This is a genomic window from Pseudomonas sp. R4-15 (assembly GCF_055768815.1).
The window spans coordinates 1873006-1894714 of record NZ_CM147293.1 but is presented as its reverse complement, the minus strand read 5'-3'; the positions used below and the strand labels follow the sequence as shown (position 1 = coordinate 1894714).

The 21709-nt window shown below is 64.9% G+C and carries 23 protein-coding genes and 1 tRNA gene; 19 read left to right on the top strand and 5 right to left on the bottom strand.

Annotated elements, in window-relative coordinates; genetic code table 11:
* Nucleotides 1–40: 40 nt before the first annotated feature.
* Both tgt and queA read right to left on the bottom strand, forming a co-directional pair.
* Nucleotides 41–1156 (bottom strand): tRNA guanosine(34) transglycosylase Tgt, encoded by a 1116-nt coding sequence (gene tgt, locus ACYRGX_RS09010; protein WP_473056661.1) that lies wholly within the window; start codon nt 1154–1156, stop codon nt 41–43.
* A gap of 5 nt (nt 1157–1161) precedes the next feature.
* Nucleotides 1162–2211 (bottom strand): tRNA preQ1(34) S-adenosylmethionine ribosyltransferase-isomerase QueA, encoded by a 1050-nt coding sequence (gene queA, locus ACYRGX_RS09005; protein WP_473056221.1) that lies wholly within the window; start codon nt 2209–2211, stop codon nt 1162–1164.
* A 107-nt stretch (nt 2212–2318) separates the two neighbouring features.
* Between queA and ACYRGX_RS09000 the strand changes: the two genes are divergently transcribed.
* From ACYRGX_RS09000 to ACYRGX_RS08990, 3 genes are all read left to right on the top strand, one after another.
* Nucleotides 2319–2404: transfer RNA gene (locus ACYRGX_RS09000), tRNA-Leu, on the top strand.
* Nucleotides 2405–2650: 246 nt separating this feature from the next.
* Nucleotides 2651–2863 (top strand): cold-shock protein, encoded by a 213-nt coding sequence (locus ACYRGX_RS08995; protein ID WP_473056220.1) that lies wholly within the window; start codon nt 2651–2653, stop codon nt 2861–2863.
* A 113-nt stretch (nt 2864–2976) separates the two neighbouring features.
* Nucleotides 2977–3474, top strand: coding sequence for an RDD family protein (locus ACYRGX_RS08990; protein ID WP_473056219.1), 498 nt, complete (start codon nt 2977–2979; stop codon nt 3472–3474).
* Nucleotides 3475–3514: 40 nt separating this feature from the next.
* Here ACYRGX_RS08990 and lptG read toward each other — a convergent pair whose 3' ends face one another.
* Both lptG and lptF read right to left on the bottom strand, forming a co-directional pair.
* Nucleotides 3515–4576, bottom strand: coding sequence for an LPS export ABC transporter permease LptG (lptG, locus tag ACYRGX_RS08985; RefSeq protein ID WP_473056218.1), 1062 nt, complete (start codon nt 4574–4576; stop codon nt 3515–3517).
* Nucleotides 4573–5688 carry an LPS export ABC transporter permease LptF gene (gene lptF, locus ACYRGX_RS08980; RefSeq protein ID WP_473056217.1) on the bottom strand — a complete coding sequence of 372 codons (1116 nt, stop codon included), beginning with the start codon at nt 5686–5688 and terminating at the stop codon, nt 4573–4575. The genes lptG and lptF overlap by 4 nt, the downstream gene beginning before the upstream one ends.
* Nucleotides 5689–5828: 140 nt before the next feature.
* On the opposite strand from lptF, the gene ACYRGX_RS08975 reads away from it, so the two are divergent.
* The 8 genes from ACYRGX_RS08975 to ACYRGX_RS08940 all read left to right on the top strand — a co-directional run bounded on the left by ACYRGX_RS08975 (nt 5829) and on the right by ACYRGX_RS08940 (nt 14676).
* Nucleotides 5829–7325 carry a leucyl aminopeptidase gene (locus tag ACYRGX_RS08975; protein WP_473056216.1) on the top strand — a complete coding sequence of 499 codons (1497 nt, stop codon included), beginning with the start codon at nt 5829–5831 and terminating at the stop codon, nt 7323–7325.
* A gap of 8 nt (nt 7326–7333) precedes the next feature.
* Nucleotides 7334–7759: a DNA polymerase III subunit chi gene (locus ACYRGX_RS08970; protein WP_473056215.1), complete on the top strand. Its 426-nt coding sequence runs from the start codon at nt 7334–7336 to the stop codon at nt 7757–7759.
* Nucleotides 7760–7761: 2 nt separating this feature from the next.
* Nucleotides 7762–8151 (top strand): hypothetical protein, encoded by a 390-nt coding sequence (locus ACYRGX_RS08965; protein WP_473056214.1) that lies wholly within the window; start codon nt 7762–7764, stop codon nt 8149–8151.
* A gap of 76 nt (nt 8152–8227) precedes the next feature.
* Nucleotides 8228–11062, top strand: coding sequence for a valine--tRNA ligase (locus ACYRGX_RS08960; protein WP_473056213.1), 2835 nt, complete (start codon nt 8228–8230; stop codon nt 11060–11062).
* A gap of 109 nt (nt 11063–11171) precedes the next feature.
* The gene (locus ACYRGX_RS08955; protein WP_473056212.1) at nt 11172–11468 is read left to right on the top strand and encodes a winged helix-turn-helix domain-containing protein; all 297 of its coding nucleotides are present in this window, start codon (nt 11172–11174) and stop codon (nt 11466–11468) included.
* 37 nt (nt 11469–11505) lie between these two features.
* Complete coding sequence (locus tag ACYRGX_RS08950; protein ID WP_473056211.1) at nt 11506–13335, top strand: SLC13 family permease; 1830 nt, start codon at nt 11506–11508, stop codon at nt 13333–13335.
* Between the two features lie 15 nt (nt 13336–13350).
* Nucleotides 13351–13794, top strand: a complete 444-nt coding sequence (locus ACYRGX_RS08945; protein ID WP_473056210.1) for an NfeD family protein — start codon at nt 13351–13353, stop codon at nt 13792–13794.
* Between the two features lie 27 nt (nt 13795–13821).
* A complete protein-coding gene (locus ACYRGX_RS08940) occupies nt 13822–14676 on the top strand; it encodes an SPFH domain-containing protein (protein WP_473056209.1) in 855 nt (284 codons plus the stop codon).
* Nucleotides 14677–14717: 41 nt separating this feature from the next.
* Here the strand turns inward: ACYRGX_RS08940 and ACYRGX_RS08935 are convergent, their stop codons facing one another.
* Nucleotides 14718–15104, bottom strand: coding sequence for a hypothetical protein (locus ACYRGX_RS08935; RefSeq protein WP_473056208.1), 387 nt, complete (start codon nt 15102–15104; stop codon nt 14718–14720).
* A gap of 115 nt (nt 15105–15219) precedes the next feature.
* Between ACYRGX_RS08935 and rlmF the strand changes: the two genes are divergently transcribed.
* The 8 genes from rlmF to ACYRGX_RS08895 all read left to right on the top strand — a co-directional run bounded on the left by rlmF (nt 15220) and on the right by ACYRGX_RS08895 (nt 21641).
* Nucleotides 15220–16179: a 23S rRNA (adenine(1618)-N(6))-methyltransferase RlmF gene (gene rlmF / locus ACYRGX_RS08930; protein WP_473056207.1), complete on the top strand. Its 960-nt coding sequence runs from the start codon at nt 15220–15222 to the stop codon at nt 16177–16179.
* Nucleotides 16180–16194: 15 nt separating this feature from the next.
* Nucleotides 16195–17310 (top strand): metallophosphoesterase, encoded by a 1116-nt coding sequence (locus ACYRGX_RS08925; RefSeq protein WP_473056206.1) that lies wholly within the window; start codon nt 16195–16197, stop codon nt 17308–17310.
* 13 nt (nt 17311–17323) lie between these two features.
* The gene (locus ACYRGX_RS08920; RefSeq protein ID WP_473056205.1) at nt 17324–18184 is read left to right on the top strand and encodes a PhzF family phenazine biosynthesis protein; all 861 of its coding nucleotides are present in this window, start codon (nt 17324–17326) and stop codon (nt 18182–18184) included.
* 10 nt (nt 18185–18194) lie between these two features.
* Nucleotides 18195–18998 carry an AraC family transcriptional regulator gene (locus tag ACYRGX_RS08915; RefSeq protein WP_473056204.1) on the top strand — a complete coding sequence of 268 codons (804 nt, stop codon included), beginning with the start codon at nt 18195–18197 and terminating at the stop codon, nt 18996–18998.
* 73 nt (nt 18999–19071) lie between these two features.
* Complete coding sequence (locus ACYRGX_RS08910) at nt 19072–19449, top strand: cupin domain-containing protein (RefSeq protein WP_473056203.1); 378 nt, start codon at nt 19072–19074, stop codon at nt 19447–19449.
* Nucleotides 19450–20028: 579 nt separating this feature from the next.
* Nucleotides 20029–20355 carry a DUF7709 family protein gene (locus ACYRGX_RS08905; RefSeq protein ID WP_473056202.1) on the top strand — a complete coding sequence of 109 codons (327 nt, stop codon included), beginning with the start codon at nt 20029–20031 and terminating at the stop codon, nt 20353–20355.
* 75 nt (nt 20356–20430) lie between these two features.
* The gene (locus tag ACYRGX_RS08900; RefSeq protein ID WP_473056201.1) at nt 20431–21069 is read left to right on the top strand and encodes an HNH endonuclease; all 639 of its coding nucleotides are present in this window, start codon (nt 20431–20433) and stop codon (nt 21067–21069) included.
* 113 nt (nt 21070–21182) lie between these two features.
* The gene (locus ACYRGX_RS08895) at nt 21183–21641 is read left to right on the top strand and encodes a hypothetical protein (protein ID WP_473056200.1); all 459 of its coding nucleotides are present in this window, start codon (nt 21183–21185) and stop codon (nt 21639–21641) included.
* Nucleotides 21642–21709 lie beyond the last annotated feature (68 nt).

Genomic DNA, 21709 nt, shown 5'->3' with positions numbered 1-21709 from the left:
GTTGGCAACTCCTGTTGCGTACTTAATAGAAGGAAGGAAATCAGTCCAGAGGGGGTGTCGGCAGCCCGCGACGGGCATAGAAGGCATCGACGAAGGCGGCCAATTTACCCTGTTGGATTGCCTCGCGCAAACCAGCCATCAGGCGCTGGTAATGACGCAAGTTGTGGATTGTATTCAACATGCTGCCCAGCATTTCGCCGCATTTGTCCAGATGATGCAGGTAGGCGCGGGAGAAATGTTTGCAGGTGTAACAGTCGCAATCCCTCTCCAGCGGTGATTCGTCATGGCGATGCACCGCGTTGCGAATCTTCACCACGCCCTCGGCGGTGAACAGGTGCCCGTTGCGCGCGTTACGCGTTGGCATCACGCAATCGAACATGTCCACGCCGCGGCGCACGCCCTCGACGATATCCTCCGGCTTGCCCACGCCCATCAGGTAGCGCGGCTTGTCCGCGGGCATCTGCTGCGGCAGGAAATCGAGCACGCGGATCATCTCTTCCTTGGGCTCACCGACCGACAGGCCTCCGATCGCCAGACCATCGAAGCCGATTTCGCTCAAGCCCTCCAGCGAGCGCATGCGCAGCGATTCGTGCATGCCACCCTGAACGATGCCAAACAGCGCGGAGGGATTGTCGCCATGGGCGATCTTCGAGCGCTTGGCCCAGCGCAACGACAGCTCCATGGAGCGGCGTGCGACGTCCTCGTCGGCCGGGTAGGGCGTGCACTCGTCGAAGATCATCACGATGTCCGAGCCCAGCGCGCGCTGCACCGCCATCGACTCCTCCGGCCCCATGAAGACCTTGGCGCCATCCACCGGGGAGGCGAAGTAGACGCCCTCCTCCTTGATCTTGCGCATCGCGCCCAGGCTGAACACCTGGAAGCCGCCAGAATCGGTGAGGATCGGCCCCTGCCACTGCATGAAGTCATGCAGGTCACCGAGCTTGCTGATCACTTCGGTGCCCGGACGCAACCACAGGTGGAAGGTATTGCCGAGGATGATCTGCGCACCGACCGCCTCGATGTCGCGGGGCAACATGCCCTTGACCGTGCCGTAGGTCCCCACCGGCATGAAGGCCGGCGTTTCCACCACCCCACGGGGGAAGCTCAACCGACCACGGCGGGCACGCCCCTCGGTGGCTAGCAGTTCGAAGGACATATGGCTCATGGGGTTTCCTCGGGGCCGCGCGGAGCGGGATTGCGGGTGATGAACATGGCGTCGCCATAGCTGAAGAAGCGGTAGCCCTCGGCCACCGCCTCGCGATAGGCGGCCATCGCCTCCGGATACCCGGCGAAGGCACTCACCAGCATCAGCAGGGTGGACTCGGGCAAATGGAAATTGGTGACCAGCGCGTCCACCACGCGGAAGCGATAGCCGGGAAAGATGAAGATGTCGGTATCGCCGCTGTAGGCCCGTAACTCACCGTCGCGCGCCGCACTTTCCAACGAACGCACGCTGGTCGTGCCGACCGCCACCACGCGCCCACCACGGGCACGACAGGCCGCCACCGCATCGACCACCGCCTGGCTCACCTCGAGCCACTCGCTGTGCATGTGATGCTCTTCGATGCGCTCCACACGCACCGGCTGGAAGGTCCCGGCCCCCACATGCAGCGTGACGAACGCGGTCTCCACACCCTTGGCGCGAATCGCCGCGAGCAGCGCATCGTCGAAATGCAGCCCGGCCGTGGGCGCGGCGACCGCACCGGCACGGTTGGCGTAGACGGTCTGGTAACGCTCGCGATCGGCCTCGTCATCCGGCCTGTCTATATAGGGAGGCAACGGCATGTGGCCACAGCGATCGAGCAACGCCAGCACGGGCTCATCGAAACCCAGCTCGAACAGGGCGCCGTGACGCGCGAGCATGCTCGCCTCGCCACCGCCCTCGATCTGCAAGTGGGTTCCCGGTTTGGGAGATTTGCTCGAACGCACATGGGCCAGTACGCGACGCTCATCGAGAATGCGCTCGACGAGGATCTCCAACTGCCCGCCGGACGCCTTGCGCCCGAACAGCCGCGCGGGAATCACCCGGGTGTCGTTGAACACCATCAGGTCTCCGGGCTGCAGGCGCGACAACAGGTCGGCAAAACACCCATGATTCAACGCGCCGCTGGGCCCATCGAGCATCAGCAGACGGCTGGCGCTGCGCTCGGCCAGCGGATGGCGGGCGATCAGGGACTCGGGAAGCTCGAAACTGAAATCGGAAACACGCATGGGTAGGCCGTCGAACGAAGGGAGCGAAGCTTAGCGGAAAAGCGTGAAACTGACCACGCGCCCCGGATTGACCGCCGTCACCGGCCTCCCTATACTGCGCCGCCATTGCCTCGGTGGCGGAATCGGTAGACGCAGCGGATTCAAAATCCGCCGCTTAATAAGCGTGAGAGTTCGAGTCTCTCCCGGGGCACCATTTCTCCCTTCCCAAGACCTATCGCTCGGACCAACGGCGAAACAACATCAATAGGGTGTTGGCAATTGCCGGAGACTTAGCGTAGAGTGCCTGAACTGTTTGCATGGGTCGCTGTTGAATCGTAACCTGCAGTAGATCACAAAAAGATTTGCTACATCCGCTCGACTTCCCTTCTCTCTGCAACCAGCTCCGGTCTCTTGAATATTCAAGGGACGGCCATTAACTCAAAGCTTCAAGGAAAAAGACATGTCGAATCGTCAAACCGGCACCGTCAAGTGGTTCAACGACGAGAAGGGTTTCGGCTTCATCACCCCCGAAAGCGGTCCGGATCTGTTCGTGCACTTCCGTGCCATCGAAGGTTCCGGCTTCCGTAGCCTGAAAGAAGGCCAGAAGGTGACTTTCGTCGCCGTTCAGGGCCAGAAAGGCATGCAGGCCGATCAGGTTCAGGTTCTCGCCTGATCACTGTCGCCTGACAGAAAAAACCCCGATGGAAACATCGGGGTTTTTTTATGCCTGCGATTTCTTCGGCGCTCACACTACAATGAGCGCCCGCCGTTCCAGCCGGATACCCCATGTCCAAGCCTCTACTGCAGCCCCAGGGGGATTTCCCCACCGCCACCCTACCCCGCCGCCTGGCGGCGATGTTCTACGACTTCCTGCTGTGCATCGCGCTGGTCATGGTGGTCACCCTGATCTACCAGCAGGGCATCCTGCGCCTGATCTACGGCAGCGAGCGCCTGCTGCAGCTTTCCGAGAGCGGCGCGCTGGACCACGACCCGATCCTCGCGACCCTGGCACTGTTTGCCCTGTTCGGTTTCTTTGCCAAGTTCTGGACCCACACCGGGCAGACGCTGGGCATGCAGGTCTGGAGCATTCGCGTGCAGAACGCCGACGGCAGCGCCATCGACCTGTGGCAGGCACTGCTGCGCTTCCTGCTGTCGATCATCGCCTGGCTACCGTGCGGGCTAGGCTTTCTCTGGGCACTTTGGGATAGGCGCCGGCGCACCTGGCACGACATGTACTCGGACAGCCTGGTGGTACGCCTACCCAAGCACGCCCACCGCAAGTAGCAGGCCGGAGCGGCCCGCTACTGCGCAGAACTGTCAGACGCTAGCCGGCGCGACGCAACAACCAGGCGCCGGCCAGCGCGCAGATCGCCGCCGGCAGCAGCACCGCAACGAGCGGCGGGAAGCCGAAGACCAGGCTGGAAGGCCCGAGCAACTGCTGGGCGATGCTGAACACGAAACCCACCAGCACGCCGGTGAAGATCCGCTGCCCAAGGGTCACCGAACGCAGCGGGCCGAAGATGAAGCTGATCGCCATCAGCACCAGCGCAGCGCTCACCACCGGCTGCAGCACCTTGGTCCAGAACGCCAGCCAATAGCGACCGTTGCTCAGTTCCTGGGCCGCCAGGTAGTGCACGTAACGCCACAACCCGCTGATCGACAAGGCCTCAGGGTCCACCGACACGGTGCTCAGCAGATCAGGCGTCAGCTCGATGTCCCAGCGCTCGGAGGGTACCTCGTCCACCTGGGTGGAACCCTCGAGAAAACGCGTGGTAGCGACGTTCTCGAGCTGCCAGTGGTCGACCTCGTAGACGGCACGGCGGGCGAAGCTCGAGGAGAGCATGCGCCGCTGGTCATCGAAGCGATAACGGGTGATGCCATAGAGCACACCACCGGACTGCACCGCATTGATGTGAACGTATTCTTCGCCCTGGCGATGCCAGACGCCGTGCCGCGAACTCTGCGCCAAGCCGCCGTCCTGAGCCATCGCCCGCTTTGACTGCGCCAGGCTTTCCGCGGCGGGAGCCAGGTATTCGCCCAGCACCAGGCCGGCGATCATCAGCACCAGCAGCGGCTTCATCACCGCACCGACGATACGCCCCACGGACACGCCCGCAGCACGCATCACCGTCAGTTCGCTGCTACTCGCCAGGGTACCGAGGCCGACCAGGCAGCCAATCAGCGCCGCCATCGGCAGCAAATCGTAGAACCGCCGGGGCGCGGTCAGCAGTACATAGACCAGCGCATCGGTCAGGCCATAGCCACCCTCGATGTCGCCCAGTTCATCGATGAAAGCGAAGAGCATCGCCAACCCCCCGATCACCCCGAGCACGGAGAGGATGGAGAGCATCACGCTTTTCGCGATGTAACGGTCGAGCAGGTTCATGCCAGCGCCTCCCGCGCATCGCGACGCATCGCCCGGCGCAGGCTGAAGGGCTCCCAGTAAAGCAACGCCAGGGCGATGCCGAGGAACAACAGGTGCACCCACCACAGCCCCAGGGCAGGCGGAATGCGGGCCTTGTCCAGCGCGCCGCGCATGGCGATCAACAGCGCCAGGTAGATCATGTAGAGGAAGATCGCCGGAAGCAGCTTGAGGAAACGGCCCTGGCGCGGGTTGACGCGCGCCAGCGGCACCGCCAGCAGGGTGATGACGAAGACCAACAGCGGCAGCGACAGGCGCCATTGCAACTCGGACTGATGACGCGGGTCATCGCTACCGAACAGGGCCGAGGTGGGGATGGCCTCGCGCTCGCCGATTTCCAGGCTGACCTCGGGCTTGGGCAACAGCACGCCGTAGGTGTCGTACTTGATGACCCGGTAATCGGCCTGGCCGGGCACCCCATCGTAGCGGTAGCCATTCTCGAGGATCAGGTAGCGGCTGCCGTCGGGCTGAATCTCCTGGCGTCCGCGCTGGGCCACCAGCACGCCAATCTGCGGCTCCTTGCCCGCACTGCCGGCACGTCGCTCACTGATGAACACGCCCTGCAGTTCGCCACGGTCCGCCGAGAGTTTCTCGGTATAGGTGACCCGCGTACCGTCGGAAAGCGACTGGAAGCGCCCCGGTGCCAGGGTGTCGAACTCGGTCAGCGCGTCCTGGGCATTGAGGATGCGCTCGACCTGACTGATGCCCTGCGGCGCCAGGCCCATGCTCAGCCAGGCGACCAGCGCGGCGACCACGGCCGCCGGAGCCAGGCTGTACAACGCCAAACGCCGCTGGCTGAAGCCGGTGGCGCTGAGCACGGTCATCTCGCTTTCCAGGTACATGCGCCCATAGGCCAGCAAGATCGCCAGGAACAACCCGAGCGGCAGGATCAGCTGCAGGAAGCCGGGCATGCGATAGAGCATGATCAGCAACAGCGCCGACGGATCGAGCACACCCTGCGCGGCCTGCGCCAGGTACTTGATGAAGCGGCCGCTCATGATGATGACCAGCAGTACGCCACTGACGGCGGAAAGGGTCACCAGCAGCTCGCGGGACAGATAGCGAAAGAGGATCAAACCGGACACTCCAGGGTTGTCAGCCTCGACCAGCTACGCTCACACTAGCTGTCAGAGGCCGGCCCGCGCTTGGACGAGCCTGGATCAAACAGCCGGCATTATCCTGAAAACCCGACTCTTTGTCTTGGGGACCCCTCACGATGGATTTCGTTGTCAAGAACGCCCGCCCGGAAACCCTGAAAACCGCCACCCTGGTCGTCACCCTCGGTGAAGGCCGCGTGCTCGGTCAAGCCGCCCAGGCGCTGGACCAGGCCAGTGGTGGCGCCCTGGCGGCGATCCTCAAGCGTGGCGACATCGCCGGCAAGCTCGGCCAGACCCTGCTCATCCATACGTTGCCCGGCATCAAGGCCGAGCGCGTACTGCTGGTCGGCAGCGGCAAGGAGCCAGTGCTCGACGTGCGCGCCTTCCGCAAACTGATCGCCGCCGTTGCCGGCGTGCTCAAGGGCCTGGGCGGCGCCGACGCGGCACTCGCTCTGGACGACCTGCAGGTCAAGGAGCGCGGCACCTACTCCCGCGTGCGCCTGGCCAGCGAGCTGCTCGCCGACGGCGAGTACCGCTTCGATCGCTTCAAGAGCACGAAAGCCGAACCCCGCGCACTGAAGAAGATCATCCTGCTCGAAGGCCGCGCCGCCGAAGCCGAGGCCAAGCTCGGCGCCGCCCATGCCAGCGCCATCGCCGCCGGCATGGCCCTGGCCAAGGACCTGGGCAACCTGCCCGGCAACCTCTGCCACCCCAGCTTCCTCGCCGAACAGGCCAAGGCACTGGGCAAGGAGTTCGCCAAGCTCAAGGTCGAGGTGCTGGACGAGAAGAAACTCAAGGAACTGGGTATGGGCGCCTTCCTCGCCGTGGCCCAGGGCAGTGAGCAGCCACCGCGCCTGGTGGTGCTGCAATACAACGGCGCGAAAAAGAAAAGCGAGCAGCCCTACGTGCTGGTCGGCAAGGGCATCACCTTCGACACCGGCGGCATCAGCATCAAACCCGCCGCCGGCATGGACGAGATGAAATACGACATGTGCGGCGCCGCCAGCGTGCTCGGCACCTTCCGCGCCGTGCTCGAACTGGGCCTGCCGATCAACCTGGTGGGCCTGCTGGCCTGCGCCGAGAACATGCCCAGCGGCCGCGCCACGCGCCCCGGCGACATCGTCACGAGCATGAGCGGGCAGACCGTGGAGATCCTCAACACCGACGCCGAAGGGCGCCTGGTGCTGTGCGACACCCTCACCTACGCCGAACGCTTCAAGCCGCGCGCGGTGCTCGACATGGCCACCCTCACCGGCGCCTGCATCGTCGCCCTGGGTGCCAACACCAGCGGCCTGATGGGTAACGACGACGAACTCATCGCTCAGGTGCTGTCCGCCGGCGTCAGCGCGGGCGACCGCGCCTGGCAACTGCCGCTGTTCGACGAATACCAGGACCAGCTCGACAGTCCCTTCGCCGACATCGCCAACATCGGCGGGCCGAAGGCCGGCACCATCACCGCCGGCTGCTTCCTGTCGCGCTTCACCAAGGCCTACAAGTGGGTACACCTGGACATCGCCGGCACTGCCTGGGTCAGCGGCGGCAAGGACAAGGGCGCCACCGGCCGCCCGGTCCCGCTGCTCACCCAGTACCTGCTCGATCGCGTCGAGCAGGCCTGAGCAGCGCGATGAGCGACACCCGCGTCGAGTTCTACGTACTTCCCGACACCAGCGAGCAGGCGCGCCGGCGCACGGCCTGCGTGCTCGCCGGCAAGGGCTGGCGCGCCGGCCTGCCGGTGTTCCTGCGCGGTAGCGACGAAGCCGAGTGCGAGGCGCTGGACGCCCTGCTCTGGGAATTTCGCGAGGAAAGCTTCGTGCCCCACGGGCTTCACGCGGACGATCCGCTGGCGCCCGTGGTGATCGGTATCGATGAGGTGCCCAGCGCCGCCCATGGACTGCTGGTCAACCTCAAGCCCGACCTGTCGCCGCAACTGGCGCACTTCTCCCGGGTGATCGAGATCGTCAACCAGCAACCAGAACTGCTCAGCGCCTGCCGCGAGAACTTCCGCGACTACCGCAAGCGTGGCTACGAGCCGCGCCGTGTGGAGCTCTGAGCATGAGCGACGAACGTCGCGGGCGATTGCTCGCAGAACTCAACGACCTGCACGAGATGCTCCAGGAGCCCTCTGGCAGCGAACCGGTGCCCAACGCCTTTGCCGACCTCGACCCGCAGCGCATTCCGCTGCTGCAGGACATCGTCGAGGACGAGGCGGAAAGCACCCCGCCGCGACTCCCTGCGCCCCAGGCCAGCGAGGCGCCGGTCGACGAAATCGCTGCCACGGACCGCGCGCAAGCGCTGCAGGCCCACCTGCGCGACGCCGCACCCGGCATCCTCGCCGAACTGCTCGCCGAGTTCACCCCGCGCATCGAAGCCGAGCTGCGCCAGCGCCTGGCCGCCGAGATGGAACGCCAACTGCGCGCTTTAGAGGACAGAACGCCGCACTAGCGCTTCGCGTCTCCCCACCTTCCTTGGGTATACTCGCCGGTCCACACGATCAGCCGCTCCAAGGTTCCCCCCTCACATGGACAAGACCTACCAGCCCAACGCCATCGAAACCTCCTGGTACCAGACCTGGGAGCAGAACGGGTATTTCGCCCCGCAAGGCGAGGGCCAGCCGTACACCATCATGATCCCGCCGCCGAACGTCACCGGCAGCCTGCACATGGGCCACGGCTTCAACAACGCGATCATGGACGCGCTGATCCGCTTCCGCCGCATGCAGGGCCGCAAGACCCTCTGGCAGCCCGGCACCGACCACGCCGGCATCGCCACGCAGATGGTCGTCGAGCGCCAGCTCGCCGCCCAGGGCGTCAGCCGCCACGATCTCGGCCGCAAGCGTTTCATCGAGAAAGTCTGGGACTGGAAGGCCGAATCCGGCGGCAACATCACCCGCCAGATCCGCCACCTAGGCTCCTCCGTGGACTGGTCGCGCGAACGCTTCACCATGGACGAAGGCCTCTCCGAAGCGGTCAAGGAAGCCTTCGTGCGGCTGCACGCCGACGGCCTGATCTACCGCGGCAAGCGCTTGGTCAACTGGGACACCAAGTTCCACACCGCGATCTCCGACCTCGAGGTGGAGAACCACGACGAGAAGGGCCACCTCTGGCACCTGCGCTACCCGCTGGCCGACGGCGCCAAGACCGCCGAGGGCAAGGATTACCTGATCGTCGCCACCACCCGCCCGGAAACCATGCTCGGCGACGCCGCCGTCGCGGTACACCCGGAAGACCCGCGCTACAAGGCGCTGATCGGTCGTCACGTGATGCTGCCGCTGGTCAACCGACTGATCCCCATCGTCGGCGACGACTACTGCGATCCCGAGTTCGGCACCGGCTGCGTGAAGATCACCCCGGCGCATGACTTCAACGACTACGAAGTCGGCAAGCGCCACCACCTGCCGCTGATCAACATCTTCGACAAGAACGCCGCGGTGCTCGCCCGCGCCCAGGTGTTCGACATCGACGGCAAACCCAACACCCGCGTCGATGGCAGCCTGCCCGATGGCTACGCCGGCATGGACCGCTTCGCCGCGCGCAAGGCCATCGTCGCCGAATTCGACGCCATGGGCCTGCTCGAGAAGATCGAGGACCACGCGCTGAAGGTGCCCAAGGGCGACCGTTCCGGCACCGTCATCGAGCCCTGGCTGACCGACCAGTGGTACGTCTCCACCAAGCCGTTGGCCGAGAAGGCCATCGCCGCGGTGGAAAGCGGTGACATCCAGTTCGTGCCCAAGCAGTACGAGAACATGTACTTCAGCTGGATGCGCGACATCCAGGACTGGTGCATCAGCCGCCAGCTCTGGTGGGGCCACCGCATCCCGGCCTGGTACGACGAAGCCGGCAACGTCTACGTCGGCCGCGACGAGGCCGAAGTGCGCGCCAAGTACAACATCCGCAATGACGAACCCCTGAGCCAGGACGAAGACGTGCTGGACACCTGGTTCAGCTCCGGCCTGTGGACCTTCTCCACCCTTGGCTGGCCCGAGCAGACCGAGTACCTGAAGACCTTCCACCCCACCGACGTGCTGGTCACCGGCTTCGACATCATCTTCTTCTGGGTCGCCCGGATGATCATGCTGTCCACCCACCTGGTCGGCCAGGTGCCGTTCAAGACCGTCTACGTCCACGGCCTGGTGCGTGACGGCCAGGGGCAGAAGATGTCCAAGTCCAAGGGCAACGTGCTCGACCCGCTGGACATCGTCGACGGCGTCGACCTCGACACCCTGCTGGCCAAGCGCACCAGCGGCATGATGCAGCCCAAGCTCGCCGAGAAGATCGCCAAGCAGACCAAGGCCGAGTTCCCCGAGGGCATCGCCAGCTACGGCACCGACGCCCTGCGCTTCACCTTCTGCTCGCTGGCCACCACCGGCCGCGACGTGAAGTTCGACATGGGTCGCGTCGAGGGCTACCGCAACTTCTGCAACAAGCTGTGGAACGCCGCCAACTTCGTCATCGACAACACCGACGGCTTCGACACCGGCGCCAATGGCGAGCCCGTTGAGCTGTCGCCGGTGGACCGCTGGATCAGCTCGGCGCTGCAGCGCACCGAGATCGAAGTCACCCGTCACCTCGACGCGTTCCGCTTCGACCTCGCCACCCAGGCCCTCTACGAGTTCATCTGGGACGAGTACTGCGCCTGGTACCTGGAGCTGTGCAAGCCGGTGCTGTGGGACGAGCACGCCTCCATCGAACGCCAGCGCGGCACCCGCCGCACCCTGGTGCGCGTACTGGAGACCGCGCTGCGCCTGGCGCACCCGTTCATGCCGTTCATCACCGAAGAGATCTGGCAGCGCATCAAGGCCAGCGCCGGCAAGTCCGGTGACACCCTGATGCTGCAACCCTGGCCGGTGGCCGACGAGAGCCGCATCGATGCCGAAGCCGAGGACGACGTCGCCTGGGTGAAGATTTTCATGCTCGGCGTGCGGCAGATCCGTGGCGAGATGAACATCTCCATGGCCAAGCGCATCGACGTGATCCTCGCCAACGCCAACGACGAGGATCGCCGTCGCCTGGCCGACTTCGAGCAACTGCTGGCCAAGCTGGCCAAGCTCGAATCGGTGCGCGTGCTGGCCGCCGGCGAGGAGGCACCGATGTCGGCGACGGCCCTGGTCGGCGACATGCAAGTGCTGGTGCCGATGGCCGGACTGATCGACAAGGGCGCCGAACTGGCGCGCCTGGACAAGGAGATCGCCCGCCTGGAAGGTGAGGTCCAGCGCGTCGGTGGCAAGCTCGGCAACGAAGCCTTCGTCGCCAAGGCCCCGCCCGCGGTGATCGACAAGGAGCGCGCCAAGCTCGCCGAGGCCGAACAGGCGCTGGCACAGCTGGTCGAGCAGCGCGGACGCATCGCCAACCTCTGATCCGCAGGCGGCATCACAAAGGCCGCGGGCGACTCACGTCGTTCGCGGCCTTTGTCGTTCCGGGCAACCCGCCTCTGTTACCCTCGGGGCACTTCGCAGGAGTGCCCCCATGGAACCGAGCAAGACCAAGACCAGCTTCTACCGCCGCCTGTACGTCGCCTGGCTGATCGACAGTGGCAACGCGACCAGCGTACCGGCGCTGATGGAAGCCACCGGCATGCCCCGCCGCACCGCCCAAGACACCCTCTCCGCCCTGCACGAACTGGACATCGACTGCGTCTTCGAGCAGGCCGAGGGCGAGCGCAACAACGCCGGCTTCTACCGCATCCGCGACTGGGGCGCGATCGATCCGGCCTGGGTCGGCAGCCATTTGCCGCGCATCAAGGCCGTTCTCGGCTACCCGTGACAGACTGCCGCTCCCTGCCTTTGGAAACACCCGTTCGATGACCAAGGAACTGCTCTGGGTCCTCTGCCTGCTGGCCATGGCGGTGGCGCTGTTCGTGCGCAACCGGCCGCGCATGGACGTGGTCGCGCTGCTGGCGATGGTCGCCCTGCCGATGTCCGGGGTGCTCACGGTGCCCGAGGCGCTGGCCGGCTTCGCCGACGCCAGCGTGGTGTTGATCGCCGCGCTGTTCGTCATCGGCGACGGCCTGGTGCGTACCGGCATCGCCTACAGCCTGGGGGACTGGCTGGTGGCGCGCGCCGGCAACAGCGAGGCGCGCCTGCTGGTCCTGCTGATGCTCGCCGTGGCACTGCTCGGCTCGGTGATGAGCTCCACCGGCATCGTCGCCATCTTCATTCCCATCACCCTGAGCATCGCCGCGCGCCTGCACATCCCGCCGGGCCGGCTGATGATGCCGCTGGCGTTCGCCGGGCTGATCTCGGGCATGCTCAGCCTGGTCGCCACGCCGCCGAACATGGTGGTGCATGCCGAGCTGCGGCGCGCCGGCTACGAGGGTTTCGGCTTCTTCGACGTCACCCCGCTGGGCCTCGCGGTACTGCTCGCCGGGCTCGGCTACATGCTCCTGCTGCGCGGTCGATTGCTCGCCGGCAATCCGGTGCATGCGGCCGCCGTGGCCCGCCGCACCCTGGCCGACGTGGCACGCGCCTACCGCCTGAGCGAACGCGAGCGGCGTCTGCGCGTGCGCCAGGATTCAGCGCTGGCCAACCAGGCCCTGGACGAACTGGAGCTGCGCAAGCAGTACGGCATCAACGTCATCGCCGTGGAACGTCAGCGGCGCTTCCGCAGCCTGCTGTTGATGGCCACCGGCAATACCCAGCTGCAACCCGGCGACGTGCTGTTGGTGGACCTCGCCAGCCCGACCATCGCGCTGCTCGGCGCCTACGACGAACTCGGCCTGGAGCCGCTGCCGCTGCCCAGCTCCTATTTCAGCCTGCATTCCCACGAGCTGGGCCTGGCCGAAGTGGCCCTGCCACCGGACTCGACGTTGCCGGGCAAGAGCGTCCAGGAACTGGCCTTCCGCAGTCGCTACAAGCTCAACGTGGTCGGCCTGCGGCGCCGCGGCGAGGCCATGGACGGCCTGCTGGTCGACGAGAAGCTGCGCGCCGGCGACACCCTGCTGGTGGCCGGTGCCTGGCGCGATATCGCGCGCCTGCAGGGCCAGCGCGACGAAGTGCTGCTGCTCGGCCTGCCCGCCGAGGTGGACGAGATGGCACCCACCGCGCGCAAGGCGCCGTACGCCCTGCTGAGCCTGGCGGTGATGGTCGGTTTGATGGTCAGCGGCGCGGTGCCCAACGTGCTCGCCGCACTGATCGGCTGCCTGCTGATGGGCGCCTTCCGCTGCATCGACATCGACAGCGCCTACAAGGCCATCCACTGGCCGAGCCTGATCCTCATCGTCGGCATGTTGCCCTTTGCCCTGGCGCTGCAGAAGACCGGCGGCATCGCCCTGGCGGTGGACGCCCTGGTCGGTGCCCTCGGCGAAGCCGGGCCAAGGGCGATCCTCGCCTGCCTGTTCGCCGTCACCGCGCTGATCGGGCTGTTCATCTCCAACACCGCCACCGCGGTGCTGATGGCACCGGTAGCAGTGGCCACCGCCGAACAACTGGGCGCCTCGCCCTACCCCTTCGCGATGACCGTCGCACTGGCCGCCTCGGCGGCCTTCATGACGCCCATCTCGTCGCCGGTGAACACCCTGGTGCTGGGGCCGGGCAACTATCGCTTCGCTGATTTCGTGCGGGTCGGTGTACCATTCACGTTCCTGGTCATGGCCCTGTGCGTGTTGCTGGTGCCCTGGCTGTTTCCCTTCTGACAAGGAACGTCGCGCATGGCGATCGAATGGTGGTGGTGGCTGGTCGGCGGGCTTGGCCTGGTGCTGGCCGAGCTGGCGATTCCGACCTTCTTCGTGATCTGGTTTGGCCTCGGTGCGCTACTCGTGGCGCTGGCGCTGCTGGTCGTCCCGACGCTCTCACTGACGGCCCAGCTGGGGCTGTGGATCGTCGCTTCGCTGGCGATGCTGGTGCTCTGGTTCCGGGTATTCAGTCCGCGGCGCCAGCGCACCCTGGTCGGCACGGCGGAGGGCACGGTGCTCGGCGAGATCGGCCTGCTGGTCGGTGCCGTGGCGCCTTTCCAGCGTGGCCGCGTGCGCTTCCAGAAGCCGATCCTCGGCGCCGAGGAATGGGCCTGCATCGCCGAACAGGAGATCGCCTCCGGCGAACGGGTGAAGGTGGTCTCCATCGAAGGCAGTTTTCTCAAGATCACGCGGGCCTGAGGGCCCGCGCCAAACAAGGAGCTACACATGAATGCGGGACTGATCATCGCCGTCGCGATCCTGGTATTCGTCGTCGTCACCGTGGCCAAGGGCGTGCGCCTGGTGGCCCAGGGCGAGGAATGGGTGGTCGAACGACTGGGCAAGTACCACGCCACGCTACGTCCGGGTCTGAACATCCTCATCCCCTACCTGGACAACGTCGCCTACAAGCTGATCACCAAGGACATCATCCTCGACGTGCAGGAGCAGGAGGTCATCACCCGTGACAACGCGGTGATCCTGACCAACGCCATCGCCTTCGTGAAGGTCACCGATCCGGTCAAGGCGGTGTACGGCGTCACTGATTTCTCCGAGGCGATCCGCAACCTGATAATGACCACCCTGCGCTCCATCGTCGGCGAGATGGAGCTGGACGAGGCGCTGTCCTCGCGGGACAAGATCAAGGCGCGCCTGCGCGAGAGCATCGCCGACGAGGCCGTCGACTGGGGCCTGACCGTGAAGTCGGTGGAAATCCAGGACATCAAGCCGTCCGAATCGATGCAGCGCGCGATGGAACTGCAGGCCGCCGCCGAGCGCGAGCGCAAGGCGATGGTCACCCGCGCCGAGGGCGAGAAGCAGTCCGCGATCCTCGAGGCCGAGGCCCGTCTGGAGTCCGCCAAACGCGACGCCAACGCCCAGGTGATGCTCGCCGAAGCCTCGGCCGAGGCGATCCGCCGCGTCACCGCCGCCATCGGCAACGAAAGCGGGCCGATGATGTACCTGCTCGGCGAGAAGTACATCGCCGCCATGGACAACCTGGCGAGCAGCGCCAACGCCAAGACCGTGTTGCTGCCGGCGGACCTGCAGGAAACCCTGCGCGGCGTGCTCGGCAAACGCGGCTAGTCATCCTGCGCGGCAGTGGCCGAGGTCACTGTCGCGCCCTCCTAGCGACACCCGCGCAAACGATTGCAGCTCACCTGGCCGCGCTCACCGTCGCCGGTGGTGAAGCTGTTCACCTGGTTCCAGCCGATGCGCCGGCCGCTGCCGGTCCACAGGTTGAAATCGCTGCTCGCCCCGGCGAAGTACTGGATACGCCCCAGGCGCGTGAGCGTCTGCGCCCAGGACAATCCCGAGCGCGCATCGAAGCCACGCAGATAGAACTGGTTGCCCTGCTGCGCCACCGCGTAGAAATTGCCGCGTGGATCGCTGCAATGCAGGATGCTGGCGCTGCGTACGCAATGCACGTCGGCGCCCATCAGGCGAGGCAGCTCGGCGTGCGCCGGCAGGGCAAAGGCGGCGCAGAGAAGAAGGGATAGCGCAGGCAGGCGCATGGGAGCATCCGGCAACCAGGGACGCAACAACATAACATCCCAAGGCCAACTGTTGCTCGACCACTGTAGTGCAACAACCGAGCAGGGCTGTGGGACAATCCGTCTTCCTTCCGCCATGTCCCGCCCCATGTCACCACCCGCCAGTAAAGGCACCCTGCATCCGCGCAACCGCCACCAGGGCCGCTATGATTTCGATCGCCTGATCCAGGCCAACCCGGCCCTGGCGCGCTTCGTCATCCGCAATCCGCATGGCAAGCGCAGCATCGACTTCGCCGACCCGCAGGCCGTACGCCTGCTCAACCAGGCCCTGCTGCGCCAGCTCTACGGCGTGCAGCACTGGGACATTCCGCCCGGCTACCTGTGCCCGCCCGTGCCCGGTCGTGCCGACTACATCCACGGCCTGGCCGACCTGCTCGCCGAGGACGCGGGTGAGCTACCGCGCGGCGACAAGGTGCGCCTGCTGGACATCGGCTGCGGCGCCAACTGCATCTATCCACTGCTCGGCCACCTGGACTACGGCTGGCAGATGCTCGGCGCCGACATCGACGCCACAGCGCTCGCCGCCGCCGGCGAGATCGTCCGCGCCAACCGTCTGCACGGCGCCATCGAACTGCGTCGCCAGGGCGATGCCCAACGCCTGTTCGCCGGCATCCTGCAGCCCGGCGAGCGGCTGCACGCCACCCTGTGCAACCCGCCGTTCCACGCCAGCGCCGCCGAGGCGAGTGCCGGCAGCCGCCGCAAGTGGCGCAACCTCGGCCGCCAGGACCCATCGCGCAAGCTGCCGACGCTGAACTTCGGCGGCCAGGCCAACGAACTGCACTGTCCCGGCGGCGAACTGGCCTTCCTCAAGCGCATGGCCGCCGAAAGCGTGGAGTTCGCCGAGCAGGTGCTGTGGTTCACCTCGCTGGTCTCCAAGTCCGGCAACCTGCCGCCGCTGCGCGAGGCCTTGCGACGCGTCGGCGCCGTGGAGATTCGCGAACAACCCATGAGCCAGGGCCAAAAGCGCAGCCGCTTCCTCGCCTGGAGCTTCCATGACGCCGCCGGCCGCCGCGCCTGGCTGGCCACCCAACCCTGAGCCGATGGAGGCGACATGCTGCGTTCACGCCTGACCCTGATGTCCATCCTCGCCGCCCTGCACCTGTTGCTCGGCGCTACGCTGATTCCCGCCCTGCCGCTGGAGCATCCCGGCCGCCTGCTGGCCGTCGCCTTCCTGGTGCTGTCCTGGCTGCTGCTGCCGCTGGGCCTGCGCTCGCGCAGCCTGCCGCGCCCCGTGGCCTGGGTCGCCCTGCTGTGGATGGGCAGCTTCTCCTGCCTGCTGGTACTGGGCCTGGCGCGCGCGCTGGTACTCGGCGTGCTCGCGCTGTTCGCCGTCGAACTGCCCCATGCCTGGATCGCCGGCAGCGCCTGGGCCGTGCTCGCGGGCACCCTGCTGATGACGCTAGCCGGCCTGCTCAACGCGCGCCGCTCGCCGCGCATCAAGCGCGTCGAACTCAAGCTGCCGGGACTGCCCCAGGGCCTCGACGGCCTGCGCATCGTGCAACTGAGCGACGTACACGTCGGCCCGACCATCCGCCGAGGCTGGATCGATCGCGTGGTGCAGCGCTGCAACGCCCTCAACCCGGACCTCACGGTGCTCACCGGCGACCTGCTCGACGGCAGCGTCGAACAACTGCGCGAACAGATCGCCCCGCTCGGCCAACTGCGCGCGCGCCACGGCGTGTACGCGGTGCTCGGCAACCACGAGTACTACTCCGGCGCCGAGGCCTGGGTCGCCGAATGGCGGCGCATGGGCCTCACCGTGCTGCTCAACGAACATCGGCTGATCGAGCACAGCGGCGCGCAGCTCGCCCTGGCCGGCGTCACCGACTACTCCGCCGGTGTCTATGACCCGGCGCAGCGCTCGGACCCCAGCGCCGCCCGCCGTGGAGCCCCCGCCGAGGCCTACCCGCTGCTGCTCGCGCACCAGCCGCGCTCGGCGGACGCCGCCGCCGAAGCCGGCTTCCGCCTGCAGCTGTCCGGGCACACCCACGGCGGCCAGTTCTGGCCGTGGATGCACTTCGTGCGCCTGCAGCAACCTTGGGTCGCCGGCATCCACCGCCTCGGCGACCTGTGCGTCTACATCAGCCGCGGCACCGGCTATTGGGGCCCACCGATGCGCCTGGGAGCCCCCTCGGAAATCACCCTGCTGACCCTGCGTCATGCCTGACCGGAGAACCGCCATGCCCCGCCGCTTCAAACAAGTCGACGTGTTCAGCCAACGCTCCTACCTGGGCAACCCGCTGGCGGTGATCCTCGATGCCGAAGGCCTGTCCGACGCACAGATGCAGGCCTTCGCGCGCTGGACCAATCTTTCCGAGACCACCTTCGCGCTGCCGCCGAGCACGCCCGAGGCCGACTACCGGGTACGCATCTTCACCCCCGACGGCGAGCTGCCGTTCGCCGGCCACCCGACCCTTGGCACCGCCCACGCCTTGCTGGAAACCGGCCTCGCGCCGCGCACGCCCGGTCGCCTGGTGCAGGAGTGCGGCGCCGGTCTGATCGAACTGCAGCAACATGACGACGGCAGCCTCGCCTTCCGCGCCCCGCCGGCGCGCTTCACCGTGCTGAACGACAACGCCCGGGCGCTGCTGCAGAGCGCCCTCGGCGAACACGCCAGCGCTGCCGGCACGGCCACACTGGTCACCGCCGGCATCGGCTGGCTGCTGGTGCCCATGGATTCGCTGGAAAACTGCCTCGCCACGCGCCTGCAACTGAACGCCGTCGAAGCCCTGGCCGAAGCCATCGACAGCGTCGGCGTGGCGCTCTACGCCCGGCATCCCGCCGCCAGCGAAATCGACTACGAGATCCGTGCGCTGATCCCGCAGCAGGGCAGCCTGGTGGAAGACCCGGTGACCGGCAGCGCCAACGCCTGCCTCGCGCACCTGCTGCAACATCTGGGCGAAGCCCCCGCCGCCGGCTACCGCGCCCGCCAGGGCACCGCCATCGAGCGCGACGGCCGCATCCAGGTCAGCTACCGCGACGGCGCCCCCTGGATCGGCGGCCACAGCCTGACGCTGATCGACGGCCAACTGGCCGACTGAAGGGCAAGCCATGGCGCAAACCGGCGACTGGGTGATCCACGGCGACGACGACGGCAAGGTCGCGCGCATCGAGGCTTATTTCCAGGGCCACGGCTACGAGCCGCATCGCCACGACACCTACGCCATCGGCCATACGCTGGCCGGCGTGCAGAGCTTTCGCTATCGCGGCGCGATGCGCCACAGCCTGCCCGGCGGCGCCCTGGTGCTGCATCCGGACGAGCTGCACGACGGTATGGCCGGCACCGAGGAGGGCTTTCGCTACCGCATGCTCTATCTCGACCCAGTGCTGATCCAGCAGGTGCTCGGCGGCCAGCCGCTGCCCTTCATCGCCGGCGGTCTCTCCAGCGACCCGCGCCTGCTGCGCGCCAGCGCAACCCTGCTCGGCGCCATCCAGCAACCGCTGGAATCCCTCGAAGAAGACGATGCCATCTACGACCTCGCCCTGGCGCTACAGCAGGCCAGCGGCCGTAAACGTGGGCGGCGCGCGCTGGACTACCCGGCCGCCGAACGCGCCCGCGGTTACCTGCACGAACACTTTCGCGAAACCGTCGATCTCGGTGAACTGGAACGCATCAGCGGCCGCGACCGCTGGAGCCTGTCGCGGGATTTTCGCGCGCTCTACGGCACCAGTCCCTACCGCTACCTGAGCATGCGTCGGCTGGCCTACTGTCGGCAGTTGCTGCACGCCGGACATTCCCTGGCCGACGCCGCACTGGCCTCGGGCTTCTTCGACCAGAGCCACATGTCGCGCCACTTCCTGCGCGGCTTCGGCCTGCCGCCCGGACGCTGGCTGGCCATGCTTCGCGACCGCTGAAGCTGCACGATCGTCCAAGAAGACGCGCCCACGACAACCTAGGCTGGCGACTCCCATTTCCAAGGAGTACGCCATGTCCAACGCCATCGCCCACACCCCCGTCGACTTGCTGCACAAGGTCTCGCTGCTGACGGAGCAGTGGTCGCCACGGGTGTTTGCCGAGATGAACGACTACCAGTTCAAGGTGGTTCGCCTGCAAGGCGACTTCATCTGGCATTCGCACGCGGAGACCGACGAGGCCTTTCTGGTACTCGAAGGCCAGTTGCGCATCGACCTGCGCGATGGGCAGGTCACCCTCGACGCCGGACAGCTCTACGTCGTGCCCCGCGGCGTGGAGCACAAGCCCTTCGCCGAAAAGGAAGTGAAACTGATGCTCATCGAACCCCGCGGCGTGCTCAACACCGGCGACGAAGGCGGTGAGCGCACGGCGCAGAACGATATCTGGATCTAGAGCCTGTTCAGCCTGATGGAAGCGCCGGTGATAACCGGCGCCAACGCCTGCCTCGCGCACCTGCTGCACCTGGATGAAGCCCCGCCGCCGGCTACCGCGCCCGGCGAGGCACCGCCATCGCGCGCGAAGGCCCCATCCAGGTCAGCTAGCGCGATGGCGCCCCCAGGATCGGCGCCCACAGCCTGACACTGATCGATGGCCAACTGGCCGACTGCCCCACAGCGCACCTTGGAAAAGGACAGAAAAATAAACCTGTCCCTTTGTACGCCCAGAGGCATCCAGGAACGCACGGGACAATCGCCCCATTGCGCGGCAATCCGTCCCAGTGATTCCGGCACTGACACAGCCCCCTTGTCTGGAACTCAGCATGAAAGCTAATGTGCGGTCAGGCCAGCATGCTGGCAAAAGGACTTGCAGGGCTGGTGCATAACGCCCCGGGAGCGCAGATAGCGCGATCTAGAGCCGTTACGGCCGCCAGCAAGAGAATGTTACCCACCAGTTGGTGCGTTTGTTCACCCAAATGGTGTCGAATAGTAGTTAGCTTAATCGTTAGCTATAAGTTCTTATAAGGAGTTAGCCATGTCCAACATTTCGCCAGAAAATACCGAACGACTAAGTACGATCAATAAGAAAATCGTCGCGGAAGGAGAGAAGCTTCCAGCGGTTACTCTCCGGGATGGCAGCAGAGTGCAAACGGGCACGGTCGCAACAATGCTGCGTAACGTCGAATTGTATAACTCGGGCGAGCGAGGTTCGGTTGAGGAAGAACTTGAAGCTGCTGTCCCCACCTTAATCAAGGTGGGACTTTTCGATTTGTTCTCTTTAGATGAATGGATTAGCGGTGAAAACCCAGGGCGCAGTTTCGTTGGTCGATGTGCAAAAAAGTATCTCGCCGAGAAAAGCTAACAAATCACTCCAGTTGACCGCCCAAAGCGCTGCCGCGCTTCGGTCGGCAACTGAGCTTCGGCGTTAGAGAACACCATGGCCACGTGGTCCGATGACATCGAACAGGCCCTTTCAAACCTCGGTGGGGTTGCAACCCTCACTGATATCTACAAAGAGGTTCGAAAGATTCGCCCAGAACCCCATCCAAAATCTTTCGAACCCACAGTTCGTGGAGCAATTGAGCGGAATTCATCTGACTCAAAGGCTTTCTCTTCAGGAAACGATCTCTTCTTTTCTGTCCACGGTTTGGGCGCAGGGATTTGGGGGTTAAGAAAAAATCTCGCAAAAACCCCAATTGCAAGTGATGTTGGTCAGTTACCTATTGGCACTGAATCTCCTGGCCGCTCGGAGCAAACTACATATCGTGTTCTTCGAGATACAGAGTTAGCGAGGAAAATTAAACTTTTGCATGGCAATAAATGCCAATTGTGTGCCACAGAGATCATGCTATCGGGGAAAACATACTCGGAAGCACACCATCTAAAGCCCCTTGGTTCTCCGCACTTTGGTCCTGACAAACCGGAAAACATCATAGTTGTCTGCCCAAACTGTCACGTCATACTTGATTACTTCGCCCAACCTCTGTCAGCCGGAGACATCAAGTCCGTTTCGGGGCATCAAATTGGTGAAGAATTTATTGCTTATCACAATCGCCATGCTCAAAGCGTTCTCTAACCATTCCGTCGAGAGGGACCGCCCACAAGCTGCGCTTGTGGGTTCCCTTCGCGGCTTCGCCGCTGCGGCGGCCCCTCACGTCAAACGTTATGCGAGAAAAATAAGGAGAAAAAATGACTAATTTCACCTGGTCAGACGTTCGTAACAAGGAAAATGAATGTGCGGAATTTGCTGCTGTACACACGCACTTTGCTTGGAGAAAACATCACTCCTCTAGGTTCGGGCAGCTAAAGAAAGGCACAAAAAAATGCGCGGATAATAGTCTTTCGCGTGCATTTACATCAGATGAAGATTCAATTCACCAACTATTCTCTATCCATGGAAATCGCACCCTCAGAGATCATCCTGAATATGGCCTGCCCAAGTTTGCAGTAGTTTGGTACTCATCAGAACCTTGGGCAATTCTCTGCACGTCCGATGAGGCCATCGTAATACATAGCTCAGAAATATCTGGATATAAAAGAGTGAAAGAAGGAGCGGATGAAAGAATAGTCGTAATGCAAAGGCTATGGGCCGCTTCAGATCAATCATTAAGAATCCCATTATCCCAAGTGGCCGGACTCATAGCATAACAAGAGTAAGCACTTGACCCAAAAATGCTACGCTTTTTCGGTCAAGTGTTAAAAGCGTTATGTTCATC